Here is a 17,941-nt window from a genome sequence, read left to right as displayed (position 1 = left end):
ATAGTGAGTCTGTATTGAAATTGTTATGTTGAGCTTTACCGTGTGATATATCGCAAGTATTCATTTTTACCTACATCGCAATTTTAGAGAAATACGATATTTAACACCCTCATGAATAAAGCATAGTCAGAGTTGCAGAAACTAATAATATAGTAGACCTGCAACTCTATTTTTATTTAAATCCTTACCTGTTTCAGTATCAAACACAAAATAAAGACGAAGTGCTGAGAAACACTCCGTCGATAGCATAATAATTAAATTGACCTTTTGTAGTTATTGTAATTTTGACTCTAATTGATGTACAAGATGGGTGAGCATAGCATTAATAGGCGTAGGTATGTTGAATGTTTTTCCATAAGCAGCTATTTGCCCATTAAGGTAATCTATTTCTGTTAAACGTCCGTTTGTATAATCTTGATGCATTGATGGATAATGAAGGCCTTGAGCTTCTTTTGGATAAGCTGCTTCAACTTTTTTTAATAGTGCATGACTATCTAAATGAATACCTTTTGCTTTGGCAACTGCGACAATTTCTTCAATGATAGGCATAACCATTTCATCTGAAGCCGGATAATTACCAAATTCATAAATCGTTTTGTTTAATATCGTACATAATGGATTTAAAACACTATTTAATGTAGCTTTAGACCATATTGCTTCGAATACATTATTACTAATTTGAGCATTCAAATTTGCATCATTAAGAATTTGAAGTATAGCATGCGTATGGTCATCGGTCTCACCATCTGCGCTTTGTAAATATATAGATCCTTCACCCTCTAATAATAGCTGTCCTGGTCCACGTAGACCTGCAGTCCACATCGTTACTGCTAGATAAATTTGAGATAAAGGGACGATTTGTGATAATCGTTCTTCATGACCTAAGCCATTCATCATACTCATTATAGCTGTATTTTGATGGATGCAACCAGCTTCTTGTAATTGCTGTAACATTGCTTCCGAGTGCATAGCCTTAGTCAAGATAATGATAAGGTCAAACTCAGTTGAAACATCTTTGGTTAATACTGCTGGGATGTTGACTGAATAGTTATCCGTTTCTGTTTTAATGTTCATACCATCTGTATTAATACATTTGACGTGTGCTTCCCAATTATCTATAAGTGTAACATTATAGCCAGCTTCTTTTATGGACACACCAATTCGTCCGCCCATCGCACCAGCTCCCGCTATGCCTATCTTATACATCGAAACACGCTCCTTCGTTATTTTCAGTTTGAAAAATATTAAAATACAATTTAACTATATCATTTACATATATCGACAACAATATTGTGCAATTTATAACTATTTGAATGTTTATGTGAGAGTTGTAAAGAGGTAATGGAATCGTTAATAACTTTTAAAATTTAAATATATGAATGATTACGTGAAAATTAAGAGAAGATAAAAACCCCCAAACAGTGGCTATTCATTGTTAAGCATCTTCAATCAAAATCCTATATATACTTGCATTTAAAAAAATATGATGTATGATGAAAGTGAATAATTACACTATGCATTTAACGTATGCCAAATCGTAGGAGTGATAACTTCAAACGACTGTTAAATGATTGTCATGGTATAGCGACTTGTCATTATTATTTGGTTCAAACATCGTAAATAGAAGTATGAGCGTGGTTGTCAATTACAATCATTTGATGGGAATTTGAAAAATCGTTACTAATTTAGGGATTGTTCCACTTGAATGAAGTTTAAATAACTAAAGCCAAGCGGTATTCAATACTAAAGGAGTGATTGATTATGCGTAAAGTAGGTAAATTATTATCAACGACGGCCGTTGTATCAACACTTGTAGTAGGATCTTCAGCAACGTATTTTTCGACGATAACGAATGACGTACAAGCAGCGGAACAAGTTCAAAAATGGGGTAGTGGTGAAGGTGGTTCAAGTGGTGGAGAAAGTATGAATAGTCAAAACGTTTCAAAATTACAATCACAAACACCATGGTATAAGTATGAAGGCTATACGACATACGACCCAACATTTACGTTAGATTATAATTTCGTTAGAGCTATGAAATATGACAATGCAACTATCAATGGATATAAAGTAGATCCTAAAGCGTATAAAGATCATGCTTATAGTAAAACAATTTACGATACAACGATAGATTTTAACGATAAAGACGAAGTTATCCAAATGAGCTTTAAAACGAAACCCAAATCTGTAACTAAATCAGAATTTATAAAAGCACATGAATCTAACATGGATAAAGACGATGATGCTTCAGAATTAAAAGATGAGACAATGATTCCGTTTTATACAAATAATGGTGGTTCATATAAGGGATTCTTTGATGAAGATGGTTATTTAACTAAAATAATTATTGGGCAATAATTCAATGTCGTATTTTACAAAATCATTGTTATCAGTTATAGAACGCATTGATTATTGATAAAAATTCAGAAAATATGAAGTTGGCTATATATCATGCGCGTGTAGTTAACACAAAGCGTATGGAAGCCTGATATTTCAACCCCTCAAGAGCAGGAGACAATCAGATTTAAACCTGATTCTCTTCTGCTTTTACAGTTTTTTAGAAAATGCGTGTTAAGCATTGCTAATATAATATTTAAGTTTTTTGGCTATTTCAATAAACGTAGCACTGTTTATCCAGTTTCTTCATAAATATAATTTAATATATAAAGATGCCACCTTTCTAACACTTACCAAGATTGAACAATACGATTACATTGACATTAACAATAGGTGTAACTATAATGGTTACATGAGGTGGTTGTTATGAAAATAAGTAGTCGTTTTACGGTAGCTGTTCATATATTAGCTTTAATTAAGATTGAAAAAGAATATACTTTAACATCGACTCAAATCGCAGATAGTGTGAATACGAACCCTGTGGTTATTCGAAGATTGATGGGAAGACTTAAAGAAGCTGGTTTTATTGATGTATCTCGAGGCAATTCAGGTGCTAAGCTTTTGAAACCTTTGGATGAAATTACATTATTTGACGTCTATAAAGCTGTGGAAGTGGTTGAAAAAGGACATTTATTCCAAATACATGAAGATACGAATATCAATTGTACAGTTGGTGCCAATATTCAAAGTGTGTTGGAAGTTATTTTAGAAAGTGCGCAAGACGCAATGGAAGCGGTATTAAAAGGTGTCACATTAGACAGTATCGTCAATAAAATACTCGTAAATAACGGATAAATCTATCCGTATGACCGACTTGTAACTGTAACTATTACAATTACAACCGTAATTAAAAAGCATTTAATAAATTATTTTAAAGCAACCTAAACGATTATCACAAACCTTATTAAATTGAAAGGAGGGCTGGTTGTTCACTGAAAATAAGTATTTATTCTGTGTGTGTCTATTTTGTTTTATAGGTAAAGATCAACATAAAAAAGTAATCTAAGAAACTGGCACAGATGTATCTATAGAAGGGCAAACGTTTGAGTTAAGACCAAAACCGTAACCGTTAGCACAATTAGATCTGTTAGTGACTTGTCAAAAATAGCATTTTGTCAGAAATTGTCATTGTAACAATGAAAGCAGTTTACCCTTTTATTATTAGCATTTTATCGTTATTAGTAGTTATTTTAAACATATTATATTGATTAAAAATTGGAGGAATTTATTATGAAAATTGGAATTATTGGAGCAACTGGAAAAGTTGGAAATTTGGTATTAGAAGAAGCAATAGAAAGAGGACATGACGTCACAGCCATCGTTAGAAATGCTTCAAAATTATCTAATAGTAATATAAATGTACTAGAAAAAGAAATATACGACATTACAGCGGAAGACTTAAAAGATTTAGATGTAGTTGTGAATGCTTTTGGTGCACCACTTGGTGAGGAAGAAGCACATGTAACTGCTGGGCGCGCATTAATTGAAGCATTAAAAGGAACAGATACAAGAGCGATTATTGTAGGCGGTGCTGGTAGTTTATATGTTGATGAAGCACAAACGACTAAGTTAATAGATACGCCAGAATTCCCAGAAATATTTGTACCTACTGCAAAAGGTCAAGGTAGAAATTTACAAGATTTAGAAGCTACACAAGGTATAACTTGGACCTTCCTTAGCCCATCTGCAGATTTTAATGCAGAAGGTGTCAGAACAGGAAGTTATCAATCAGGAAAAGATAATTTATTAGTGAATTCAAATGGTAATAGCTATATTAGTTATGCTGACTTTGCAATTGCCATTTTGGATGAAATTGAAAATCCACAACATAAAAACGAACGCTTTACAGTTGTCGGAGAAGAAGCGTAAGTATATAGTAGATAATTTAATTTTTATTGTGGCAGAGGTAGAAACTTAGTATCTTAGAAAACTTACACAATAGGGATGGGTAATCATTAGATTTATTGAAAAATATCTTGTACCTACTCTAGGATAATAATGAAAAAATTCAGATGAATTGATACGTATGTATAAGTAGTGTACATTTTCATTTCAGTAAACTACTGCACTTATTAGAATTTAAAGCGAAAAATAAATATGTATTTTAAAAAGAACGAATCCGTAAGGATATGCTCCCTTCAAAGTAGACACTTAAAAATGTAAACTTTGAAGGGACCTTTTTATATACAATTACCAGTATTAATGGATTGATAATAATCATCAAAGTCATTCCTAATTTTGACGAATTCATGAAATTTTAAATCCGCGATTTTATACATTTAATTACTATTCGAAAGTAGAGCAGTCATTAAAATTAATTCATTTAGGTATATCACGCCATGAAAATCTGTTTTATAAATTTTATTTTAAATAAATAATAAGTTTTGTAATTTTTTAAAAAATAAAACAAACTCATTGTGGACAATTGAGTTAGGTGATATTAAGATATAAGTAAGTTTTATATAAGGAAGGAGAAAAGAAAATGAAGATTTTCAAACAACACGAACAAAAACAGCGTTTTTCAATCAAAAAATACCATTTTGGTGCGGCTAGTGTTTTAATAGGCGCTATATTATTTGTTGGTACAACAAATGATGCGTCTGCTGCTGAATTGGATGAAAAACCTTCTTTGACTGTAGATAGTGGAACCATAGATTCAAAAGTAGCACCAGAAGTATCAAAAAACTCAACAGACGCTTCAAAAGCTGAAAACGTACTCTCGAAAGAAGTGGCGATGACATCAGAAAATCAAACAGATACATCGAAATTTGAGAACACAGCTGTAAAAGAAACATCAGAAGCTACAGAAAACCAACAAGATGCTTCAAAAGAAGTATCAGCAACACTAGAAAACAAAATAAATACTTCAAAATCAGAGAATGTAACAGCAAGTGAAACACCTAAATTTATAAAAAAACGTGACATTCCAGATGCATATGATTCAAACAGCATGCTTAGAAGCGCGAATGAAAGTTTAACTCAACCCCCTGCGGATGGTTATAGTGTTAACTCTGAACTCCCAACTAATAATAAGGTGACATATAAAATTCATAAAGCGGCTGATCCGAAACAATATACATTCGAAGTAGCTAGAAGAGGTGAAAGTGGAGACAGACAATATGTCTTTTCTGTTAGAAAAGAGGATGTTGATCATGTAGGGGCACCCACAAAATTTTTCGTTACGGTATTTAATAAAGATAAAAATACATTAATAAAAGAGATTGATATCAAGACCATTACACCTAGTGATATTCAGCTCGATGAAATGACTTTTTTAAATATAGTTGCAAAAAAGAATGGGTTTTCATTCAGGTTAAATAAAATCGATGTAAATGAACCATCAAATTTCCTTCCCATCTATGGAAATTCTGCACAATTGGTAACGGATGAAGTTGTGAGTTATTCAATTGTGTTACCACATTGGAAAGGTCAGACAACATATTATTATGATGAACAAGGTAGAGAAATTGTACCACCATTCACTCAATATGGATGGACTAAGAGTACTTATACAACAGAACCTCCAGAAATTGCTGGATACGCATTTGATAGTACAAGAGCGCCACTTAATCAAAATGGAAAAATTAACAAACAATCTTCTAAAATCATTGGTAATGTTCGATATAGTAAAGCGACAACGAGTCGTGGCACAATGTATCGTAAAGATAAAATTCTTGACGATAAAAGCACTGTAGAAAGTGAAGTATGGTTTACTTATGCTAAAGCACCGGATACATTTGATCCAGTGAATGGCAGTAGTGCAGATAGAGGAAGAATAGCATCGAATAATCTGCCAGATATAAATTATGATTTTGAAAAAAATACTAATGGTTATGAATTTAGAGAAAAAATTGTAGATGGCGCATCTGAAGGGAAATATCAACAACTCGGTTTGGAGGGGAAAGTGATATTTCAAAAATTCCGTTTCCATAAAAATGGATTACCTTCAAATGTAGCAATATCTGTTTCAGATTATGATGGGGGCGATGCAACGTCTAGCTCAGTTGTGAGACTAAAAAAAGGTGAAGTGACTAATTCCCGATATGATAATGGAAGAACATTTGATATTTCGAATAACTTTGAGTATCCAGATACTGTTGAGTACTATTATATTAGCCAAAAAGGGGATGTAGTTGTTAGTTATGTTGATACGGAAGGCAATGAATTAAAAGGCCTTGTTGAAGATGTGAAAGGTGGGTTTGCAGGCACAGATTATGATACTGTAGTAGACCATCGTCCAGTGACAATTGAAAAAGATGGAAAAACTTATAAACTCGTTTCAGCAGGTAATTATACGATAGGTAAAGTTGATGACCAGGGTCATTTAACTACATCGGATGCACCGATAGGTAAAATAGCGGTAGGGAAGAAGACGGTTACTTATGTTTACGAAGAACTGAAACAAGGTAATGTCGTGGTGAATTATGTTGATGAAGCAGGAAATCCGATTAAAAAATCTGTAGAGGATACACCGGAATCAAACGTAGATACGGCGTATGATACGACGGATCACAAACCGAAAATCATTGGAAAAGATGGGAAATTATATTTATTCTCAAAAGTAAAAGAAGGAGATCATGAAACAGGAAAAGTTGTAGAAGGAACAACGTCAGTGACATACATCTATAAAGTATTAGGCAGATATATTCCGTTTATACCAGAAAATCCAGGAGATGCGTATGATCCAAGTAAACCAGGTACAAATAGGCCACCAGTAATGTATGATGAGACACCAGAAGAACCGTCAGATAATCCACCATTACCATACATTCCAGGTTATACACCGAAGGATCCGAGTGGTAATCCATTGGTTCCAGTAGATCCAGACCATCCAGAAAAAGGATACATTCCACCATCTATAACAGATCCAAAGGACCCATCAAAGGATACACCGGTGCCGTATGAGAAAGATCCGACACCAGAAGTGAAACAAGGTAATGTCGTGGTAAATTATGTCGATGAAACAGGAAATCCGATTAAAAAATCTATAGAGGATACATCAGATTCAAACATAGATACACTATATGATACGACGGATCACAAACCGAAAATCATTGGAAAAGATGGGAAATTATATTTATTCTCAAAAGTAAAAGAAGGAGACCATGAAAAAGGAAAAGTTGTAGAAGGAACAACGTCAGTGACATACATCTATAAAGTATTAGGCAGATATATTCCGTTTATTCCAGAAAATCCAGGAGATGCGTATGACCCAAGTAAACCAGGTACAAATAGGCCACCAGTATTGTATGATGAGACGCCAGAAGAACCGTCAGATAATCCACCATTACCATACATTCCAGGTTATACACCGAAGGATCCAAGTGGTAATCCATTGGTTCCAGTAGATCCAGACCATCCAGAAAAAGGATACATTCCACCATCTATAACAGATCCAAAGGACCCATCAAAGGATACGCCAGTGCCGTACGAGAAAGACTCAACACCACCAAGTACACCGGGTACACCAAGCACACCGGATACACCGAATATACCGAATACGCCAAGCACGCCGGATACACCAAGCACACCAAGCACACCGGATACACCAAGTACACCGGGTACACCAAATACACCGAATACGCCTAGTACGCCGAACACACCAAGCAGACCGGATACACCGGATACACCGGATACACCGAATACGCCAAATACACCAAGCACACCGGATACACCAAGTACACCGGGTACACCAAGTACGCCGGATACGCCAAGTACGCCAAATACACCAAATACACCAAATACACCAAATACACCAAATACACCAAGCACACCGGATACACCAAGTACACCGGGTACACCAAACACACCGGATACACCGAATACGCCAAGTACGCCGAACACACCAAGCACACCGAATCCGCCAAGCACGCCGGATACACCAAGCACACCAAGCACACCGGATACACCAAGTATGCCAGATACACCGAATACACCGAGTACACCGAATCCGCCAAGTACGCCGGATACACCAAATACACCAAGCACACCAAGTACACCAAGCACACCGGATACACCAAGTACACCAAATACACCGAATACGCCAAGTACACCGAATCCTCCAGACACACCAGATACACTAAATACATCAAATGTATCAAGTTCGGAAAATACATCAAACGTTTCAGCAACATCTAATACAATTAAAAAGAAACAATTGCCAAAAACAGGAGAAACGAATAATACTGGATTTTTTGCGAGTGTACTAGCGTTAATTGGCGGTATACTACTTACTGTGTTTAGAAGAAAGAAAAACTAAAGTCTTTGGATTAAAGTGTTACGAATACTTTGTTAAATCGCACTAATATAATCTTTGAGGATTAAGCAATCATGGGTTGCTTAATCCTTTTTTGCTTTGTATATCATAATAATTCTACGATAAAACCTCGTTACAACATTGATAGTAAATCAAAACAGTGGAACTTTTTAGAGATATTCTGTTGCAATCTATTTAAAAAATTATGATTTGCTAAGTCAAAAATATACTGAATAAAGCAATTAAAGATTTTCATACTATTCTTATTTGTATTTCATTTTTTTGGCGAAATATGGTGGGCTAGTAGAGATTTTCCAAATGAGATTAAGTCACTTTCTTGGTTACCAAGCATATCTATAGCATCTTGTTCTCCGCTTTTCCATTTCTAATAATAGTTACTTACTGTCACCTGTGAATTTGGAAACTGATATAAGATAAATGAGCAACTTTCATCTAAATATAAAAAAAGTTGCTCTAACTTTGGTTCCTTTTCATGTTTATTAAGTTTAGGCTATCAAAGGTATACAAAAGCTAAATTTAAAATTCATATTTATTTTTACTTTTTTTAAATACAATGATAATATACGCTAACATTAAAAATTGTATAACAGTACCAATCACTATTGTATAAAATGTCAAATTATCGTGTGGTTCTCCTGTATAGCTTAGTATAAAAGTTGCTAAAACTAGCTCAAGTACTACACCTGTAGAAGATCCTATCTGATGTGAAAAGTTAACTAATCCAGAAGCAATGCCTGATTGGTCCGTCGATATGTTGTGCATGCCTAAATTCGTTAATGGGGTGAATATAAATCCCTGACCTATACCGATTAAAATGAGAGAAGGGATAAATAAAATAATTTGAGAATGATAATAGATACATAGTGCTAACGTGACCATACCTATAATTGAAATAATGATACCTTGTATGAGGAGTGAGATATTGGTTTTGCTCTCTAACAATTTATATATATTTAGCGCAGTAATAAAATTAAAGCCGGTTGTGAAAATGAGTAATGATCCTGTAGTTATCGGTGATAAATGAAATACACTTTGAAGATAAATACTCATATAATACCAAAAACTAAAACTCGTACATAAAAATAAAAAACGTAAAAAATAGCCTGAGAGATGATATTTAAAAAATATTATATGAAAATTTATTTGACATTAATGAACCGACGATGTTAAGCAATACATTAAAAAATGTTTCACGTGACACAATGAAATTTGATGAACGATTAGATTTACAACTACAACAAGGTGCTTCTATTGATAAAGCAACTTTCGCGCGGTTAATGGATTCTTGATAAAATAATATAGTATGTAGTTTTTATATGTGTGAAGATACAAACATAAAATTTATGTAGAGAAATTTTGAGAGTATTTGAATATATTATAATTTTAGTTGTTGAGAATTAGCTATTACTTCTCAACAACCTTTGTATTTAATAATGAAGAAACCTAGTAACTTTGAAATGATAAATATTTAGATATAAAAATTGTTTACAGCAATTTGGATTTATATTCGTTTAATTCAGATTAATTGTTAAGTTCATCATATTTTACGCTTAACAACCAATTTTCATTGGCACGATATTAATTACATCTTCAAATGGTATAGCGTTCCGTTTGATATTGAATTAATAAAATTGTAGTTATTTGAAATTGTTCTTTGAATAAAGTGATATAACCGATATAATGGGTGTGAATAACTAGGAAAAGGTGAATTTAATGAAACAGATAAAAACTCATCATTTAAATCATAAAAAAAGTTTGAATCATCAATTTAAATTGTCTGGTATCGCACTGATTATGACTACGACTTTAATAGGATATGGTATAAATCCAACATCATCTGTAATGGCGAAAGAAAGTGCTGATGTGAAAGCTGATACACATTTGACTAGCGAACAAGCGTTAGAAAAGCAAATTCAACAATCTAAAGAAAAAATAAAGAAATTGAAAAATATAAAGCGTAGTGAAAAGCGTGATGCAATTCAAAAAATGGAGAAGGCTAAAAGCATTGAAGAGGCCAAAGTAATATTGGGAAAAGCTGAGAATGATGACAATCGCCTCAGTGAACAACAAAGCGTATCTGCTAACACCCAAACAGAAGATAGCAAGATTACTGAAGATAATCATGAATCGGACGATGACAAAAAAGATATTTCAGATAATCAAAAACATGTAACTGATTATCAAGAAAAAACTGTTCCTAGTGAGAAAACAGACTCAAGTAACTTACCTGAGCAAGAAAATAATCAAACGCAAAACGCTCATGATCGCATAACTAGTGAAAATTCACAACAGAACTTAGATCAATTGCTTGATAAAATTGATGCATTATCAAATGAAGTTGATGGGGGTAAACTAAAAAACGATAATGAAGCGTTAAGAGATACTGGAGACAATCAAGAACAACAAAATAAGGTTGCGAAAAGCACTAACAGTACAGGTGAAAAAAATCAGGCAGAAAAAAACACACTTGAAAAAACGTCTCGTTCAGATCATGATGCTCCCCAACCATTAGAAAAATTTGAAAAAGATATTGATAAAGTAACGACAAAACAAGCTAAAAACAATGACAACTTAGATGACTATGTAGCAACTAAAGAAGCAAAGTTACAAACATTAACATCAATGCTTTCAGAGCGTGATTCAATATCTAAAGAGAATAAAAGTAAAATGGCAAAAGAAATTAAGCAAGTTGAACAAAATTTAAATGAACAACATGATATTGTGCTGGATCAATTGAAATCTGTAGACAATAAAGACCGAGCAGTTAAAGATATCATTAATCGTACTTTTGATGACAGACATGCTCAATCTATCTTAGAACGTATAGACACAGATGGTAAAACAGATCAACAAATTGCCAATCAGGTAATCAGTCAATTAGACGGTTTGTCTACAACTTCAAGTGACGATATTTTACAAGCGATGTTTGATAAGACAGGCGATAAGCAAGCGTTGGTTAAAACGATATTGTCAACGCATTTGAACGATGTGGATGCATCTCGTATTGCTGAAAAAATTATGCGAGACAATCCTGATAACGAACAAATTGTAGCGTTACTAAAACAAAATTTTGGGGACAATGTAACAAGTGATGATATTTTAGAAACGCTATTGGATCAATCTGAAGATAAACGCCAAGCCTTGGAAACGATGTTGGCTAGCAAATTAAATGATGCGAAGGCACAAGCACTTGCTGATGTTATTGCTAAAAAAGAAGATGCTAAGCATAATATTGTTGATTTAATGAAATCAGGTCTTGATCAACAGTTAAATGATTTATTAAAAATTGATAAAGATATAAGTAACTTTAGAGATGATATCCATGGTATCTTTGAACCTTTAAAAAATACACCAAGCATTGCTGATACATTGGATAAAAGATCATTAAATAAAGGTGACAAGATATCGACATTATTGGATGCAGAGACACAACGACTTCAAAAACCAAGTCTGTTGAGTGGCTTATTCAATGGTGATGGTTTATTAGATGGTGTGCGAGACATACCGAACCCATCACCTGGACGTGCTTTATCTATAGGTGAATCAGACGGTTTCTTGAGTGGTTTGTTCGATGATGAGGGTAATTTCTCGTTACCTGATGCTGGTACAGTAATGAAAAAATCAACGATTCCAGTAGGCATTGTGTTGCTAATCGTTGGTGGCGGACTGATATGGTTTGCTAAACGTAAACAGTCGAAAAAATTATAGTTTATCAATTTAAACAGGTGCTAAGGCTACTTGTTATCATATAAAAAATGCACCATTCAAAGTTAGTCACATAAGTGAGACTTTTGAAATGGTGCACTTTTATTTTGCAGAAAATGAGAATTTTAAAATAGTGATTGAATTCTATCATGTGTCTATATAAAGTTAGTTTTGTTTACCTGTAATATAACTTAAATCAGTAGCGACATCTGCATCAATGGTTCTGTGAGAAACGATGCCAAGTCCCTTAACATTTGATTCTGAAATAACGATAGAACCGTCATCGTTCACTTTTTCTACAAAAGCTACATGACCGTATATTGAATCTGCACCATGCTGACCTGCCTCAAATACAACGGCAGTATGTGTCTTAGGTGTTGAAGAAACCGTATAACCTTTTCTTTCTGCGCGATTGTTCCAATTTCTGGCGTCACCTAGATCTCCACCGACATATTGATCGAATTGTGACATACGGTGATAGACATACCACGTACACTGGCCATGTGGATAAGGCGAGTGATTTGTGGTTTCTGAAAATGGCTTGAAATTGCTATTATCGTCATCGTTCTTCAATTTATAATCGTCTAAATCTGGCATTTGTTTACGGTCAAATTGTGTTAAGTCGTAGTGCTCAATAATGCTGTTAAGTTTGTCAGCGTATTGAGAATCAGTTGCATATGTGGTAGCCAGATGTGCAGTTGCTGACCGATAGTTATGTGCTTCGCGCTTCCACGTTGGTTTATAAATATTTGGATTGCCGTCAATACCTTGTTTGATTAATTTAGCATAATCCTCTAATGATTCTTTTTCACTCGGATAACTACGGAAATCAGCTGAGATTTGGAACATGTTGTTTCCATTGTCTTCAAGTGTATTGAAAGTAGTGGATTTTCCTTGGTAAGTTCCCTTGATACCGAATAAGTTATAATGAGGTGCTTGGGCAAGTGCACTCATGCCAGAATCTGATTCTAATATGGCTTGTGCAATCATCACCGATGCGTAAATGTCTTCATCTTGGCCTATGTCATGTGCATCTTGTGCGATTGTTTTAATGAAGTCACGTGTGTTTTTATTTTCAGTTATTGTCAGTTGATTTGAAGTGTTATTATCGCCCGACAAGTTTGGTAATTGTTGAAAAATAGCAGTAGTGCGTATGTTAGACTGCTTGGTGTCATTTTCAAAGGATTGAGCCGGTTTTTCTTTTTTGGCTAATTGTGATTGAGAAGGTAACTGCGGATTAGCATGGTTACTTGATGGCTGTTCATCTGAGTCACTTTTCTTATTTTCAGAATCCTTATTTGATGAATGTGCTTTTTGAGATTCATATTGTTTTTGGTTATTTTTAGCGTCTTCACTATACTCGTCTAAAATTGATTCTAATACTCTATCTTCCGACGATGAACCAGATTGATTGTCTGTTGTGCTGTCATTGTCACGAGTGTCTGCGTCATTATCCTGCTTACCTGTATCATTATTACTTGTCGTTGTTTCATCATCTTGTTTATTCTGACTATGCCCATCCTGCCTTGTGTTTTCACGAGATTGATTTTGGTGTGAATCTGAATTGGATTCGGTATCATCTTGTTGCGCATCATGCTCATCTGTATATTGATTTGACTCATATTGACTGTTTTCTGATTCACGCGCTGTGTCATTAGCATCGTTGTCATAATCTGTACGACTTTGTTCTTGTACAGATTCCTCACTATCTTCATTTGAATCATCATTTATCTCATTATCATCAATGAAAGCTGTCGCGTTTGAATCTTCTGAATCAGTGTGGTCTGTTAATGAATTATTTTGTTTGTTATTGTCTTTGTTTGAATCATCGTTTTGTTTTAATGTGGAAGGGGTTTGGGTTGCTTCATTATTTGAAAGTAATTGATCTAGTAATTTAGATAAACTGTTATTGTCTTGGTTTTGTTTCAAAGGTGTTGGTTTAAACATATCAAATATGTTTGAACGATCATCGTCTGTTGATGTATCCCATGTATTTTTAGTTATATTTGTCGACGTTTTGTCAGAAGTCTTAGAATTATCGTTTTCTTGGCTGTTGTTCTGCTCACTTGTTTTAGCATGGCCATCATTTTTACGATTTTGTTGATCTTCCCGTTCACTACTATGCTTATTATCACTAGATTTCTCTTTTACATCATCAGATTTCTCGTTATTAGTTTTATGATTTTGGGATGATGATAGCGATGAATCAGATTTTTCTTTGTCTTTGTCTTTCTGTGTCTCAGTTGACTGAGTAGTCATTGTATCTTCTTTTGAGGTTTCGGCTTTGGCATCATTGATAGGAAATGATGGCATAAGTAAAGAAGTTGAAAGTAAGCAGACTAATAATTTTTGTTGCCTCATGAAAATACCTCTTTCCTAAAATATATTATTTACTATATACAAAGTATTGTTTATCTTGGTAAACTGTTAATAGTCTTGCTTTTAGTTGATGTCTATCAACTATGAAAAGGTTAAACGTTATTAATGAATTCAGTATATCAATTTATATGCAATAAACAAATAGTAATTTGAATTTTATATAAGAAGAAATCACAGATCTAGTTTTTGAGGTGTATAAATGAAAAACGTAATAAAATTATTTTTTATGGATTTAAAAAAGATTGCTAAAGCGCCTAGTGTATTAGTGATTTTAGGTGGTTTAGCCTTGCTTCCTTCGTTTTATGCTTGGTTTAACTTGGATGCGACATGGGATCCATATGGTAATACTAAAAATATTAAAATTGCAGTTGTGAATGAAGATAATGGGGATAAAGTCAAAGGTAAAAAAATTAATGTTGGTGATCAAATTACCGATAATCTTAAAAAAGATGATAACTTTGATTGGCAGTTTGTAAGTAGGAAAAAAGCAGATCATGATTTGAAAATGGGAGAATATTATGCAGCCATTTATATACCAGATAAATTTACACACCAAATTACTGGTACGTTGCGAAAAGACCCACAACAAGCAAACGTTGAATATAAAGTGAACCAAAAACTTAATGCGATTGCGCCTAAAATGACTGATGCTGGAACAAGTGCTATCGTTCAAAAAGCGAATGAACAGTTTAATGAAACAGTGACACAAGCACTTTTAGATGAAGCGAATCGTCTAGGTGTAAAACTTGAAGAAGAGATTCCAACCATCAATAAAATTGAAGATGCTGTATCCGAAGCGAATAAAGCTATGCCAAAAATTAACGATTTTGCAGATACACTTATTTATTTAGATGAAAACCAAGATCAAATTGACAATTATGCGGATCGATTTAGAGGATTAGGTGACTATAAAGGTGAAGTTATCGATGCAGCAGATAAGTTAAATCAAGTTAATGCTGCAATACCTGCATTGAACGAGCGTGCTAAACTAATACTGGCATTAAATGACTACATGCCAAATATTGAAAATGCGCTTAATGTTGCTTCTAACGATGTGCCAGAAGCCTTTCCTAAAATCAATCGAGGTGTTGATATTGCAAGCACTGGGGTAGACGCTGGCTTACAAGGATTGAACGATGCACAAGGTTACTTGCCTGCGATTCAACAACGCGTAGAAAGTTACCAAGAAGTCGTTGATCGCGCACAAGATGCAAATCAAAATGTTAATCAACGCCTAGAAGATAATATACAAACTGAGCAGCAAAGTGCTAAGCGTTCAGGTCGATATTCAAATATTCAAACATCGCAAATAAGTAATAATCAAAGCGATGATGATGACAATGAACAACATGATTCTACAGTAAGTAGTAAAGATGTTAATGCTATGCAATCTTCATTATCAGAGTCATTGTTATCACTTTCTAATTATGCTGACAAACAAGCCGAAAGTAGTCAGGAAGATATCAAAGCGTTGGAAAATGTCACATATGGTATTTTATCTACAGACAAACCTAAAGATTTTCAAAAAACACTGGATCATATTAAATCCAGACTGGAAATGACTAGTAAATTTAATCAGCAATTTATCGATATATTAACAGAACTAGAAGAGAGAGAAAATGTCGATTTATCGAATGAAATCAAAGAATTAGAATCGACAAATAATAAAATAAATGACTTAATTAAGCAGCAGAATCAACTTAGTGATGCACTGTCAAACGGAAGTTCTGGTAAGGCAGAAGCAGTAGCATTACTTAAAGACCTACCTCGCGTAAATCGTAGCTTGGATGATTTAAGAAATTATATTAAAACAGAACTAAATCAGAATTTGTTCGACATATCAAACGAAGTAATGTCTGTATTAAATGAAGGTGATGCTAGACTTTCAACGCTTCAATCGAAATTAAATACGATAGAACAGGTTATAAACTCTGGACAAAGTATTTTGACAACAGGCAAAGATAGAATCGAAGCGATTCAAAGTGCATTGCCAACCATTGAGCAAAGATATATGGATGCAATGGCTACTGCACAAAATTATTATCCACAATTTAAACAAGGCGTTGCGAACGCAGCATCCTTTATTGAAAATGATTTACCAGGGTTAGAGCAACAATTGTCTGATACGACAGCAACAGTAAATAGCACGATACCGACCTTATTCAATCGTTACGATCGTTTAGTTGATATTTTGGATACCAATCAACCACGTGCCAAAGAAGGATTGCATAATTTAGCGAATTTCGCACGTAACCAATTACCAAATGTTGAAAAAGATCTTGCTAAAGCGAACAAACTATTTGATGAGATTGAAAAAGATGATGCGGTAGACAAAATGGTAGATTTATTGAAGAACGATTTAAAAAAACAAGCGAATGTGATTGCGAACCCAATAGATATTGATCAAAAGGATGTATTTCCTGTGAAAGACTATGGTTCAGCAAGCACGCCATTCTATACAGCCTTAGCCATTTGGGTAGGTGCGTTATTGATGGTGAGTTTATTAACGACAGATAATAAACACAAATCATTAGCACCATACCTATCAACAAGAGAAATATATTTAGGTAAAAGTGGATTATTCTACTTATTAGGTATCGTTCAAGCGCTTATTGTATCTATTGGTGATATCGTAATACTGAAAGCACAAGTAGAATCAATTGGTTGGTTTATTGGTATCGCAGTATTCGCATCAATCGTATTTGTTACCATTGTTTATACTTTGGTATCACTGTTAGGAAATCCAGGGAAAGCCATTGCCATCATCTTTCTTGTGCTACAAATTGCAGGTGGTGGGGGAACATTTCCTATCCAAGTTACACCAGAGTTTTTCCAAACGATTCATCCTTACTTACCATTCTCTTATGCAATCGATGCATTAAGAGAAGCGGTTGGCGGACCTGTTCCTGAAATTCTAACTCAAAAATTAGTAGTACTTTCATTATTTGGTATAGGATTCTTATTAATTGGTGTAATATTCAAACCAATTACAGATCCACTGATGAGAAAAGTAACTGAAAAAGCTGAAGAAAGCGATGTAATGGAGTAAAGTTGCTAACAAGTTAAACGTCAAAATGATGTTTATCAGTTTGAATGATGATAGTGAAAAACAGTTTCGGTCTAAAACAAAAACTTAAAAATATAATGAGCGATGATTTCACTTCAAATAAGGGAGTAGGACAG

General features: G+C 34.0%; 10 protein-coding genes. 7 read left to right on the top strand and 3 right to left on the bottom strand.

The window, feature by feature from the left end; genetic code table 11:
- Positions 1-273: 273 nt before the first annotated feature.
- A complete protein-coding gene (locus KA830_RS10120) occupies positions 274-1,206 on the bottom strand; it encodes a ketopantoate reductase family protein (protein ID WP_210123127.1) in 933 nt (310 codons plus the stop codon).
- A 555-nt stretch (positions 1,207-1,761) separates the two neighbouring features.
- Here KA830_RS10120 and isaB point away from each other — a divergent pair.
- From isaB to KA830_RS10100, 4 genes are all read left to right on the top strand, one after another.
- On the top strand, positions 1,762-2,358 hold the full coding sequence (gene isaB / locus KA830_RS10115) for an immunodominant staphylococcal antigen IsaB family protein (RefSeq protein ID WP_070038710.1): 597 nt from the start codon (positions 1,762-1,764) through the stop codon (positions 2,356-2,358).
- Between the two features lie 405 nt (positions 2,359-2,763).
- Positions 2,764-3,192: an Rrf2 family transcriptional regulator gene (locus KA830_RS10110; RefSeq protein WP_204179844.1), complete on the top strand. Its 429-nt coding sequence runs from the start codon at positions 2,764-2,766 to the stop codon at positions 3,190-3,192.
- A 435-nt stretch (positions 3,193-3,627) separates the two neighbouring features.
- Complete coding sequence (locus KA830_RS10105) at positions 3,628-4,266, top strand: NAD(P)-dependent oxidoreductase (protein WP_204179843.1); 639 nt, start codon at positions 3,628-3,630, stop codon at positions 4,264-4,266.
- A 613-nt stretch (positions 4,267-4,879) separates the two neighbouring features.
- Positions 4,880-8,656 carry a MucBP domain-containing protein gene (locus tag KA830_RS10100; RefSeq protein ID WP_210134231.1) on the top strand — a complete coding sequence of 1,259 codons (3,777 nt, stop codon included), beginning with the start codon at positions 4,880-4,882 and terminating at the stop codon, positions 8,654-8,656.
- Positions 8,657-9,190: 534 nt separating this feature from the next.
- Here KA830_RS10100 and KA830_RS10095 read toward each other — a convergent pair.
- Entirely contained in the window at positions 9,191-9,802 is a 612-nt protein-coding gene (locus tag KA830_RS10095) for an MFS transporter (RefSeq protein ID WP_348634244.1), read from the bottom strand.
- Between the two features lie 35 nt (positions 9,803-9,837).
- Between KA830_RS10095 and KA830_RS13825 the strand changes: the two genes are divergently transcribed.
- Both KA830_RS13825 and KA830_RS10090 read left to right on the top strand, forming a co-directional pair.
- The gene (locus KA830_RS13825) at positions 9,838-9,963 is read left to right on the top strand and encodes a hypothetical protein (protein ID WP_256633951.1); all 126 of its coding nucleotides are present in this window, start codon (positions 9,838-9,840) and stop codon (positions 9,961-9,963) included.
- Between the two features lie 424 nt (positions 9,964-10,387).
- Positions 10,388-12,382: a hypothetical protein gene (locus tag KA830_RS10090; RefSeq protein ID WP_204179840.1), complete on the top strand. Its 1,995-nt coding sequence runs from the start codon at positions 10,388-10,390 to the stop codon at positions 12,380-12,382.
- Between the two features lie 162 nt (positions 12,383-12,544).
- On the opposite strand, the gene KA830_RS10085 is transcribed toward KA830_RS10090, so the two are convergent.
- Positions 12,545-14,740: an amidase domain-containing protein gene (locus KA830_RS10085; protein ID WP_204179839.1), complete on the bottom strand. Its 2,196-nt coding sequence runs from the start codon at positions 14,738-14,740 to the stop codon at positions 12,545-12,547.
- A 217-nt stretch (positions 14,741-14,957) separates the two neighbouring features.
- On the opposite strand from KA830_RS10085, the gene KA830_RS10080 reads away from it, so the two are divergent.
- Positions 14,958-17,807, top strand: a complete 2,850-nt coding sequence (locus tag KA830_RS10080) for a YhgE/Pip domain-containing protein (RefSeq protein ID WP_204179838.1) — start codon at positions 14,958-14,960, stop codon at positions 17,805-17,807.
- The last annotated feature ends 134 nt before the right edge of the window (positions 17,808-17,941 follow it).

It is taken from the genome of Staphylococcus sp. GDY8P119P, assembly GCF_017892075.1.
Classification (GTDB): Bacteria; Bacillota; Bacilli; order Staphylococcales; family Staphylococcaceae; genus Staphylococcus; species Staphylococcus ureilyticus.
Note: the sequence above shows the minus strand (reverse complement) of the source record. Positions and strands in the feature narration are given on the sequence as shown.

Coding starts and splice junctions, on each gene's coding strand:
- KA830_RS10120 (WP_210123127.1), bottom strand. CDS start 1,206: ATGTATAAGATAGGCATAGCGGGAGCTGGTGCGATGGGCGGACGAATT.
- isaB (WP_070038710.1), top strand. CDS start 1,762: ATGCGTAAAGTAGGTAAATTATTATCAACGACGGCCGTTGTATCAACA.
- KA830_RS10110 (WP_204179844.1), top strand. CDS start 2,764: ATGAAAATAAGTAGTCGTTTTACGGTAGCTGTTCATATATTAGCTTTA.
- KA830_RS10105 (WP_204179843.1), top strand. CDS start 3,628: ATGAAAATTGGAATTATTGGAGCAACTGGAAAAGTTGGAAATTTGGTA.
- KA830_RS10100 (WP_210134231.1), top strand. CDS start 4,880: ATGAAGATTTTCAAACAACACGAACAAAAACAGCGTTTTTCAATCAAA.
- KA830_RS13825 (WP_256633951.1), top strand. CDS start 9,838: ATGTTAAGCAATACATTAAAAAATGTTTCACGTGACACAATGAAATTT.
- KA830_RS10090 (WP_204179840.1), top strand. CDS start 10,388: ATGAAACAGATAAAAACTCATCATTTAAATCATAAAAAAAGTTTGAAT.
- KA830_RS10085 (WP_204179839.1), bottom strand. CDS start 14,740: ATGAGGCAACAAAAATTATTAGTCTGCTTACTTTCAACTTCTTTACTT.
- KA830_RS10080 (WP_204179838.1), top strand. CDS start 14,958: ATGAAAAACGTAATAAAATTATTTTTTATGGATTTAAAAAAGATTGCT.